Origin of the sequence: Rhodococcus sp. BS-15 (assembly GCF_000813105.1) — a bacterium.
Taxonomy (GTDB): Bacteria; Actinomycetota; Actinomycetes; order Mycobacteriales; family Mycobacteriaceae; genus Rhodococcoides.
Window position 1 is genome coordinate 1 of record NZ_BAOX01000172.1, and the last position, 10,396, is coordinate 10,396.

The following is a 10,396-nucleotide window of genomic DNA, read 5'->3' on the forward strand; positions in this document are numbered from 1 at the left end:
CCGGCTCGGTCACCGACCTCGCCGACAACGTGATTCCGCTTCTGCCGTGCACGGCGTGGACGATCGTCTGGCTCCGATCGATGCGGTGCGCGAGTGGATCGGCGGCGTTCCCGACGCGTCCCTGCGCGAATTCGAGGACGGTGGGCACGACCTGCTGCACGAGAAGATCCACCTGCAGGTGACGTCGGTGGTGGCGGAGTTCCTCGACGACCACATGTCCTGACACCGACAGAGAAAGGGCCCGGCGCGAGAATCGCGCCGGGCCCTTTCTCTGTGTGGTCGATCTACGAGTAGATGGCCTCGATGTCGCTGCCACGCTCGGTGTGAATGATGTTGCGCTTGAGCTTCATCGTCGGGGTGAGCTCACCGGTTTCGACGGTGAAGTCGTTCTCGAGGATCGTGTACTTCTTGATCTGTTCCGGGCTCGAGACCTTCTTGTTGGCCTCGGCGACGGCCTTGTCGATCTCGGCGACCATCTCGGCGTTCTTGGACAATTCGGAGAACGGAATGTCCGCGGCCAGGTTGTGCCGCTCGAGCCAGCCCGGCAGTGCTTCCGGGTCGAGGGTGATGAGCGCACCGATGAACGGCTTGGCGTCGCCGACGACGAGGCACTGGCTGATGATCGCGTTCGCGCGGAGGGCGTCCTCGAGCACTGCGGGGGCAACGTTCTTGCCGCCCGCGGTCACGATGATCTCCTTCTTGCGGCCGGTGATCGAGACGTAACCCTCCTGGTCGATCGCGCCGAGGTCGCCGGTGTGGAACCAGCCGTCGACGATGGCCTCGGCCGTGGCCTTCTCGTTGTGCCAGTAGCCGCTGAACACGACCGGTCCCTTGAGCAGCAGTTCACCGTCTTCGGCAACCTTCACCGAATGGCCGTCGATCGGCTTGCCGACGGTGCCGACGCGCTGGTCCTTGGTGGTGTTGACGGTGATGGCCGCGCTGGTCTCGGTCAGTCCGTAGCCCTCGTAGACCGGGACGCCTGCACCGCGGAAGAAGTGGCCGAGGCGGGCACCGAGAGGTCCGCCGCCGGACACCGCGCGGGTGCAGTTGCCGCCGAGTGCTGCGCGCAGCTTGGAGTACACGAGCTTGTCGAACACCGTGTGCTTGAGGTTCAGAACCAGCCCGGCTCCGCCCTTCTCCTGGGCCTCGCTCCACTCGATGGCCGTCGCGGCGGCCTTGTCGAAGATCGAACCCTTGCCGCCGTCGTGCGCCTTCTGCTTGGCCGAGTTGTAGACCTTCTCGAACACGCGCGGCACCGACAGGATGAAGTCCGGCTTGAACACGGCGAACTGATCCACCAGCGTCGTCACGTCCGAGGTGTGTCCGACGGTGACCTTGGACTCGAACGAGCCGAACGACACGGCGCGGGCGAACACGTGCGCCATCGGGAGGAACATCAGTGTGCGGTTGCCCTCCTTCATCGAGTCGTGCAGCGCGATCTGGGTGGCCTGAACCTCGGCGTAGAAGTTGGCGTGCGTGAGCTGAACACCCTTGGGGCGGCCGGTGGTGCCCGAGGTGTAGATCAGGGTCGCCGGCGATGCCGCGCTGACCTGATGGCGTCGTGCATGCAGATCCTCGTCGCTGACCCCGGCACCTCGGGTGGTCAGTTCTTCGATGGCTCCGGCGTCGATCTGCAGAACCTCACGCAGATCCTTGGCACCTTCGGTGACCTCTTTGAGGTTCGAGGAGTGCGCTGCGGTCTCGACGACGAGCAGCTTGGTGGCGGAGTCCTCGAGAATCCACTGCGCCTGGTCGGCGGAGGAGGTCTCGTAGATCGCCACGGTGCATCCGCCCGCGGACCAGATGGCGTAGTCGAGGACGACCCACTCGTAGCGCGTCGCGCTGAGGATGGCGACGCGGTCGCCGAGTTCGATACCGGAGGCGATCAGTCCCTTGGCTGCTGCCGCGACCTCTGTCGCGAACCGAGCTGCGGTGATGTCGGTCCAGTTACCGTTCTCCAAACGTTGGAACGGTACGAAGTTGGGCGATTCCTTCTCGTACCTGTAGACGGTGTCGGCCATGGATGCGTCGTCAGGAATGGTGAACGACGCCGGCACAGAATATTCGCGCACTGCTGGACCCCTTACGGATAAATAGCGTGGTAGTTGTGCATTTCATCACATTCGAGGCCGTGGCGCACCATCCGGGGTGTCCGGTTTGTCGACTTTGCCGCGAGTCCGGGGTGGTTGAGTGTGACTCGGGGTACAACTTAACCGCCTGCAGGCGGGTTCGGGTGTCGGGTCGCCGGTGTGATGCCGCTCGCACCGCATGCCGTCTCGACCGTTTTCGTCACCTGATCAGCGTAGAAGGGTTCGCAGGGCCCGAGCAGGTACTAAACTCTGTCGACATATGAGCACTTCAGAAACTGAACAGGATGCCGCCGTGACGTCCGACGAGACGAATTCGCCCCCTCATGAGTCCGCCTCCGCTCCGGTCCGCGCGAGCGAGTCGTCCTCGGCGACGGGTGACGACATCACTTTCGCCGATCTCGGGATCGACGAGCGGGTCCTGAAGGCCCTGCGTGACGTGGGCTACGAGAGCCCGTCGCCCATTCAGGCGGCCACCATTCCGCCGCTGATGGCAGGCAACGACGTCGTCGGACTCGCGCAGACCGGAACCGGCAAGACCGCCGCGTTCGCGGTGCCGATCCTGTCGCGTCTCGACGTCTCGCGTCGGGTACCGCAGGCACTGGTGCTGGCCCCGACCCGCGAGCTCGCGCTCCAGGTCGCCGAGGCGTTCGGCAAGTACGCCACCCACATTCCCGGTCTGCACATCCTGCCGATCTACGGCGGTCAGGCGTACGGCATCCAGCTCTCCGGGCTGCGCAAGGGCGCGCAGATCATCGTCGGTACCCCCGGTCGCGTCATCGACCACCTCGAGAAGGGCACCCTCGACCTGTCCGGGCTCGAGTACCTCGTGCTCGACGAAGCCGACGAGATGCTCAAGATGGGCTTCCAGGAGGATGTCGAGCGCATCCTCTCCGATACCCCGGAGTACAAGCAGGTGGCGCTGTTCTCGGCCACGATGCCTGCCGCGATCCGCAAGATCTCCAAGCAGTACCTGCACGACCCGGTGGAGATCACCGTCAAGACCAAGACGTCGACGGCACCGAACATCACCCAGCGGTACGTCCAGGTGGCCCATCAGCGCAAGCTCGAGGCACTGACTCGAATCTTCGAGGTCGAAGAGTTCGAGGCCATGATCATGTTCGTGCGCACCAAGCAGGCCACCGAGGAACTCGCCGAAAAGCTGCGCGCACGGGGCTTCTCGGCCGCTGCGATCAACGGCGACATCGTGCAGGCCCAGCGTGAGCGCACCATCGGGCAGCTCAAGAACGGTCAGATCGACATCCTGGTCGCCACCGACGTCGCGGCCCGCGGTCTCGACGTCGACCGCATCTCGCACGTCATCAACTATGACATCCCGCACGACACCGAGTCCTATGTGCACCGCATCGGCCGTACCGGTCGCGCGGGCCGGGCCGGTCAGGCTCTGCTGTTCGTCGCACCGCGCGAGCGGCACCTGCTCAAGGCCATCGAGCGTGCGACGCGTCAGCCGATCACCGAGATGCAGCTCCCGAGCGTCGACGACGTCAACGCGCAGCGCGTGACGAAGTTCAAGGACTCCATCACCGAGAGCCTGGGCAACGAGAACCTGGCGCTGTTCCGTCGTCTCATCGAGGACTACGAGCGCGAGCACGACGTGCCCCTGGTCGACATCGCGGCAGCGCTGGCCATTCAGTCCCGCGACGGCGAAGCGTTCTTGCTCAAGCCCGAACCACCTGCCCCGCCGCGTGCACCCCGTGAGCCTCGCGAACCGCGGCCGCCGCGGACGTTCGACGAGGATGCGGCCAGCTCGCATCACCGCAAGACGGGCCAAGAGATGGCGACGTACCGCATCAGCGTCGGCAAGCGGCATCACGTCGCCCCGGGAGCGATCGTCGGTGCCATCGCCAACGAGGGCGGTCTGCGTCGAAGCGACTTCGGGCACATCAGCATTCGTCCCGACCACTCGTTGGTGGAGTTGCCGGCCGACCTCGCTGACGAGACGGTCGAGGCGTTGCGCCGCACCCGCATCAGTGGCGTGTTGATCCAACTGCAGCCCGATTCCGGTCCTCCCGGACGCAGCGGCGGCGGGAAGTACAAGGGCAGGCGCTAGAGCGCTACGCGCACGTGCGCGGCAACTCGTAGCCCACTACGAATTTCCGCGCACGACCCCATCGTGAGCGTTTGGCGGCCCTGGCCTCGGGTATCCGCCCGTGCATGACCAACGTCACCCTCCGTGTCAACGGGACCGATCGCGAGATCGACTGCGATACCCGATCCACCCTTCTCGACGCTCTCCGGGAGAACCTCGATTTGATCGGGGCGAAGAAGGGGTGTGACCACGGGCAGTGCGGAGCCTGCACGGTGTTGGTCGACGGACGGCGGATCAACAGCTGCCTGACGTTCGCAGTTGCGCAACAGGATCGCGACATCACCACGGTCGAAGGGCTGGCCGATGGGGACACGCTGCATCCGGTTCAGCAGGCCTTCGTCGATCGTGACGCCTTCCAGTGCGGGTACTGCACATCCGGGCAGATCTGTTCGGCGGTCGCGGTGATCGAAGAGGCCAAGCAGGGTTGGCCCAGCGCGGTCACCGAGGACATCGAGGCCGCCGACGTCGAACTCGATTCCGATGAAGTGCGAGAACGTATGAGCGGCAACCTCTGTCGTTGCGGTGCCTACTGCAATATCGTGTCGGCCGTACGGGACGCGTCGTGAAGACCTTCGAGTACGACGCAGCCACCGCCGTCGACGACGCCGTGGCCCGCCTCGCCGACAACGAGAACGCGATGTTGCTCGGCGGGGGAACCAACCTCGTCGACCTGATGAAGCTCGGAGTCGCAGGCCCGACGACGCTGATCGACGTGACGCGACTTCCGTTGCACGACATAGACGTATCCGATGACGGCTCGCTCCGTGTCGGTTCCGGGGTGAGCAACAGTGATCTCGCGGTGCACCCGGTGGTGCGTCAGCGTTATCCGGTGCTCTCACGGGCGGTGCTCTCCGGTGCCTCGGGTCAGCTGCGCAACATGGCCACCACCGGCGGAAACCTGTTCCAGCGCACCCGGTGCGTGTACTTCATGGATGTATCGAAGCCGTGCAACAAACGCGAACCGGGCTCGGGCTGCCCGGCCCGAACCGGTGAGCACAGGAATCTCGCGATCCTCGGAGCTTCCCCGTCGTGCGTCGCGACGCACCCCTCGGACATGGCGGTGGCGTTGTCGGCGCTCGATGCTCGCATCGTCGTACGTGGGGTCGACGGTGAGCGCATCGTCGAGATCGATGACTTCTACCGGCTCCCCGGTGACGCGCCCGAGCGCGACAACACGGTGGCGCGAGACGAAATAGTCACGGCCATCGAGATTCCGGCACCGGCGGACGGCACCGTCTCCACCTACCGCAAGGTTCGGGATCGGCAGTCCTACGCATTTGCGATCGCCTCGGTCGCCGCCACTCTCGACGTCGAGGACGGGATCGTGCGTGGGGTGTCGATCGCGCTGGGCGGTGTCGCGCACAAACCATGGCGGGCCCGAACGGCCGAGCACACGCTGCTCGGCGCGGCCGCCGACGAGGCGTCGTTCCGGCGGGCGATCGCACTCGAACTCGATGCAGCAGAGCCGTTGCGCGACAACGCGTTCAAAGTTCCACTGGTGACCAACCTCGTCGCCCGCACCCTGGTCGAACTCACGAATTCGGGAGATCGGTCATGACGGCATCTATCGGACAACCGATTCAGCGCACCGAATCGATCGCGAAGGTCACCGGCCGGGCTCGGTACGCCGCCGAGCAGCCGCCGGCCGTCGGGCAGCTGTTCGCCTGGTACGTGCCCGCGACAATTCCTGCGGGCTCGGTCGAACGTGTCGAACTGGACGCCGACGCCGCGGTTCACGCAGTGCTGTGGCACGGCAACGCCGAGCAACTGGGTGATCTCGAGGACGCCGAACTGCATGTGCTGCAGTCGAACACCGTCGCCTATCGCGGTCAGATCGTGGCAGTCGTCCTGGCCGACACTCTCCAGGACGCCCGCGCCGCCGCAGCCCGAGTTAACGTGCACTACGCCGATGTGCGCTCGCCCGACAACGGTCTGACGGCCGAGCACAGCACGCTGTACGCACCCGAGTCCGTCAACGCGGGCTTTCCCACCGACGTCACCGTCGGCGATCCCGACGCGGCGCTGGCATCGGCCGAGCACCTCGTCGACCACTGGTACTCCACCGCGCCGATGCACAACAGTCCGATGGAACCGCACGCCACCACGGCGCAGTGGTCCGACGGCATTCTGACGGTGTGGGATTCGACGCAGGCACCGTCCGGTGTTCAGGGCGACCTCGCCACGGCATTCGACCTCGAGCCAGAGAACGTTCGCGTGATCGCGGAGAACGTCGGCGGTGGATTCGGAGCCAAGGGCAGCTCTCGGCCAACGTGATCCTTGCGGCGATGGCCGCGCGAGCCACCGGGCGCACCGTCAAATTGGTGCTGCCGAGGCAGGCGCTCTTCGATCTCGTCGGCTACCGAACCCCGACGCTCAACCACGTTCGGCTTGGCGCTGATTCGGCTGGCACGCTGCAATCGATCGTGCACGATTCGTTTCAGCAGACCAGCACGATCTTCGAGTTCTGCGAGCACACTTCGGAATCCACTCGCCACATCTACGCGGCCCCGAACCGTCGCACCACCCACCGACTCGCACAGCTGGACGTCGGAACGCCGCGGTGGATGCGGGCACCCGGCGAAGCGCCCGGCATGTTCGCCGTCGAGACGGCCATCGACGAATTGGCGGTGGCCACCGGCATCGATCCGATCGAACTGCGTATCCGCAACGAGCCGGACGTCGATCCCGCCAGTGGCAACCCGTTCAGCTCACGCAGCGTGGTGCAGTGCCTTCGCGAGGGTTCCGAGAAGTTCGGGTGGGACCGCCGCGATTCCGCGCCCGGTCAGCGTCGAGAGGGCAACACCCTGATCGGAATGGGAGTCGCGACGGCGAGCTACCCGGTGCTGATCTCACCGAGTACCGCGTCGGCGCGAGTGGAGCAGGACGGCACCATCACGGTGTCCGTGGCTGCGTCGGACATCGGAACCGGCGCGCGCACCGTGCTGCGCCAGATCGCGGCCGATGCCCTCGGGGTCGACGCGGACACCGTGGTTCTGGCCCTGGGAGACAGTGCGCTCCCGACGGCTCCCGGAGCCGGTGGGTCCTCCGGTACCTCGTCGTGGGGCTGGGCCGTCACCAAGGTCTGCCACTCCTTGAAGGCGCAGGGTTCGTACGAGCCGGGAAACTCGGCCGAGGCCGACACCACCGACGACGTCGAGGGCCAGAAGGAGCTGGCGCGCATGGCGTTCGGCGCTCAATTCGCCGAGGTCGCCGTCGACATCGACACCGGTGAGGTCCGAGTGCGCAGGATGCTCGGGGTGTTCGGCATCGGCGCGGTGATGAATCCGCGGCTGGCGAGGTCTCAGCTCATCGGCGGCATGACGTTCGGACTCGGCATGGCGCTGATGGAGAACGGCATCACCGATCACGAGTTCGGCGGGTTCGCCAATCACGATCTCGCGGAGTACCACATCCCGGCGTGTGCGGACGTCACCGATCTCGAGGCCATGTGGGTCGAGGAGGTCGACACCGAACTCGCGCCGATGGGCGGCAAGGGAATCGGTGAGATCGGCGCAGTCGGATCCTCGGCGGCAATCGGCAATGCCGTCTACAACGCCACCGGCGTCCGAGTCCGCGACCTGCCGATCACCCTGGACAAGGTGCTGACGCAGTGGAGTGATCAAGTGCCCTAGGCGGCACTCAACCACTCCACTGGCCGCTAGGCCAATATCCGTTGCAGGAACTGGCGGGTACGCGGCTCGGTCGGGTTCACCAGCACCTGCTCCGGCGTTCCTCGTTCGAGGACGACGCCGTTCTCGATGAACAGCACCTGATCGGCTACCTGCTGCGCGAAGCGGATTTCATGGGTGACGATCACCATCGTCCAGCCCTGCGCGGCAAGGCCTTTGATCACGGCCAGTACCTCGCCGACGAGTTCGGGATCGAGAGCGAGGTAGGTTCGTCGAACAGCATCAGCTTGGGGCGCAGCGCAAGAGCTCTGGCGATTCCGACGCGTTGTTGCTGGCCTCCGGAGAGCTGGAACGGGTACTGGTCGGATTTGGCGTCGAGACCGATCTGATCGAGGATTGCGTGCGCGTCGCGAATGGCGTCGTCCTTGGCGCGCTTCTGCACGATCACCGGTCCCTCGATGATGTTCTGCAGTACCGTCTTGTGTGGAAACAGGTTGTGGCTCTGGAACACCATGCCGCTCTGGGCGCGGAAGTGCCGGAGCTGCGCCGCGCCGACCGGCTGAGCGAAATCCACCGACACGTCCCCGATGCGGATGAGGCCTGCGTCGGCCTGATCGAGTGCGTTCAGAGTGCGCAGCACCGTGGTCTTGCCGGATCCGGAGGGGCCGATGATGACGGTGACGGTGCCGGATGGCACGCCGAACGAGATGTCCTTCAACACCTCGAGTGGCCCGAACGATTTCTTCAGTGCGGATACTTCCAGCAGGTCTGTCATTTGGCCACGTACCTGTCGAGTCGGACTTCGAGTTTGCCTTGGAAGAACGAGAGAACGATGCAGATCACCCAGTAGTAGAGCGCCGCAACGGTGTACAGGGTGAAGAAGTCGAATGTCGGTGCCGCCGCGAGTTGCGCGACCCGTAGCAGCTCGGTCACGAGGATGGTCGATGCGAGCGAGGTGTCCTTGACCAGCGAGATCAGCGTGTTCGACAACGGCGGTACTGCGGTGCGCAGTGCCTGTGGAAGCACGATGCGCTGCAACGTGGTTCGGTATCCCATCCCGATGGTCTGTGCGGCCTCCCACTGGCCCTTGGGCACGCTCAGTATCGCGGCACGAATCACCTCGGCCGCGTAGCCACCGACATTCAGCGAGAACGCGACCACTGCGGCCGGGAACGGCGAGATCACGATGCCGAATTGCGGTAGCCCGTAGAAGATGATGAACAGCTGCAGCAGCAGCGGAGTGCCGCGGATGATCGAGACGTAGAACCGGGCGACCGCAGCGAGCGGCGTGATCGACGAGATGCGAGCGAGCGCCACCGCGAGAGCGATCACGAGTCCGATCACGAAGCTGATGGCGGTCAGCGGAATCGTCATGGTCACCGTGGCTTTGAGCATCGGCCACAGGTTGTCGAGAACGAGCTGCGTTTTGGACGGTGCCGTGGAACCCGCGTCATCGCTCTCCGGAACCACGGTGTCCGCGGTCGGTGCTGCGACGTCGCTGCCGAAGTACTTGTTCGAGATCTCGGCGATGGTGCCGTTCTCGCGGAGTGTGTCGATGGCGGTGTCGACCTCGTCCATCAGCCCACTGTCCTTGCGGGCCACGAAGGATTGCAGGGTCGTGTCGCCGGTCTCGCCGGCGATTTTCACTCCGGTGTCGCCGGTCTGCTGCAGGTACTCGGCGATGGCGAGGGAGTCGTTGACGGTGGCGTCGACGCGGCCGTCCTTGACGAGCGTGACCGCCTGGACGAATCCCTCGACGGCTTCGACGTTCGCGCCCGCGTCCGCCGCGACCTCCGCCCAGTTGCTCGTCGAGGACTGGGCAGTGGTCTTGCCCGCCAGGTCGGCGAGAGAGGTGATGGTGGAGTCGTCTGCGGCGGTGAGGATCTGGCCTTCCGACACCGTGTAGGGCGTGGACAGGTCGTAGGCCGACTGGCGCGCCGGGGTGATCGAGACCTGGTTGGCGATGAGGTCGAAGCGTTGGGACTGCAGACCGGCGAAGATCGAGTCGAACGGGGTCTGCACGAAGTCGACGCGTACGCCCAACTCGGCCCCGACGGCGTTGATGACGTCGATGTCGTATCCGGTGAGTTGTCCGTCGCCGCCCTGATAGGTGAACGGGCTGTAGGTGCCCTCGGTGCCGACGACCAGTACGCCCTCGTCCTTCACCCGGTCCGGCAATGACTGGGAGGACGAGCTGCAGCCGGACAATCCCAGGATGCCGATGAGGATCGCGACCAGAGCAAGAATCGATCTGCGCACCATCTGCGCCCGCTTTCGCCGTATGTACGAGTGGAGCAGAACCTACCCGTCCATCTCCAGTTCCGCTGACACCACCACGGTGTTGTTCATCGGCAGTGCAGCCACCCCGAGTGCGGTGCGGGCATGGGCACCGATCTCCGGACCGAAGATGGCGAGCACCAGATCCGAGAAGCCGTTGACGACGGTGGTGGTCTGGGTGAATCCGTGGTCGGCGTTGACCGATCCGGTCACGGTCAGCCATGCGCTGATTCGATCGAGGTCACCGATCGCACGGGCGAGGCTGCCAGCACGGCGAGAGCCGCGTCGCGCGA

5 protein-coding genes and 4 pseudogenes are annotated in these 10,396 nt (G+C 65.2%); 5 read left to right on the forward strand and 4 right to left on the reverse strand.

Going from position 1 to position 10,396, the window contains the following annotated elements; translation table 11 throughout:
• Positions 1–223 (forward strand): annotated as a pseudogene (locus RHBS_RS17835) (hypothetical protein); the annotation flags it as partial.
• A gap of 61 nt (positions 224–284) precedes the next feature.
• Here the strand turns inward: RHBS_RS17835 and RHBS_RS17840 are convergent.
• The gene (locus RHBS_RS17840) at positions 285–2,072 is read right to left on the reverse strand and encodes a long-chain fatty acid--CoA ligase (RefSeq protein WP_183130508.1); all 1,788 of its coding nucleotides are present in this window, start codon (positions 2,070–2,072) and stop codon (positions 285–287) included.
• A 310-nt stretch (positions 2,073–2,382) separates the two neighbouring features.
• Here RHBS_RS17840 and RHBS_RS17845 point away from each other — a divergent pair, with 310 nt between their 5' ends.
• The 4 genes and pseudogenes from RHBS_RS17845 (at position 2,383) to RHBS_RS17860 (ending at position 7,829) form a co-directional block, all read left to right on the forward strand.
• Positions 2,383–4,158, forward strand: a complete 1,776-nt coding sequence (locus RHBS_RS17845) for a DEAD/DEAH box helicase (RefSeq protein WP_121873568.1) — start codon at positions 2,383–2,385, stop codon at positions 4,156–4,158.
• Positions 4,159–4,262: 104 nt separating this feature from the next.
• Positions 4,263–4,763, forward strand: a complete 501-nt coding sequence (locus tag RHBS_RS17850; protein WP_121873216.1) for a 2Fe-2S iron-sulfur cluster-binding protein — start codon at positions 4,263–4,265, stop codon at positions 4,761–4,763.
• Positions 4,760–5,755, forward strand: a complete 996-nt coding sequence (locus RHBS_RS17855) for a xanthine dehydrogenase family protein subunit M (RefSeq protein WP_121873215.1) — start codon at positions 4,760–4,762, stop codon at positions 5,753–5,755. The genes RHBS_RS17850 and RHBS_RS17855 overlap by 4 nt, the downstream gene beginning before the upstream one ends.
• Positions 5,752–7,829: pseudogene (locus tag RHBS_RS17860) on the forward strand (xanthine dehydrogenase family protein molybdopterin-binding subunit). Before RHBS_RS17855 ends, RHBS_RS17860 begins: the two are co-directional and overlap by 4 nt.
• Positions 7,830–7,855: 26 nt before the next feature.
• Here RHBS_RS17860 and RHBS_RS17865 read toward each other — a convergent pair.
• The 3 genes and pseudogenes from RHBS_RS17865 to RHBS_RS17875 form a co-directional block, all read right to left on the reverse strand.
• Positions 7,856–8,601, reverse strand: a pseudogene (locus RHBS_RS17865) (amino acid ABC transporter ATP-binding protein).
• Positions 8,598–10,088 (reverse strand): ABC transporter permease subunit, encoded by a 1,491-nt coding sequence (locus RHBS_RS17870; protein ID WP_121873212.1) that lies wholly within the window; start codon positions 10,086–10,088, stop codon positions 8,598–8,600. Before RHBS_RS17870 ends, RHBS_RS17865 begins: the two are co-directional and overlap by 4 nt.
• A gap of 39 nt (positions 10,089–10,127) precedes the next feature.
• Positions 10,128–10,396, reverse strand: a pseudogene (locus RHBS_RS17875) (RidA family protein); the annotation flags it as partial.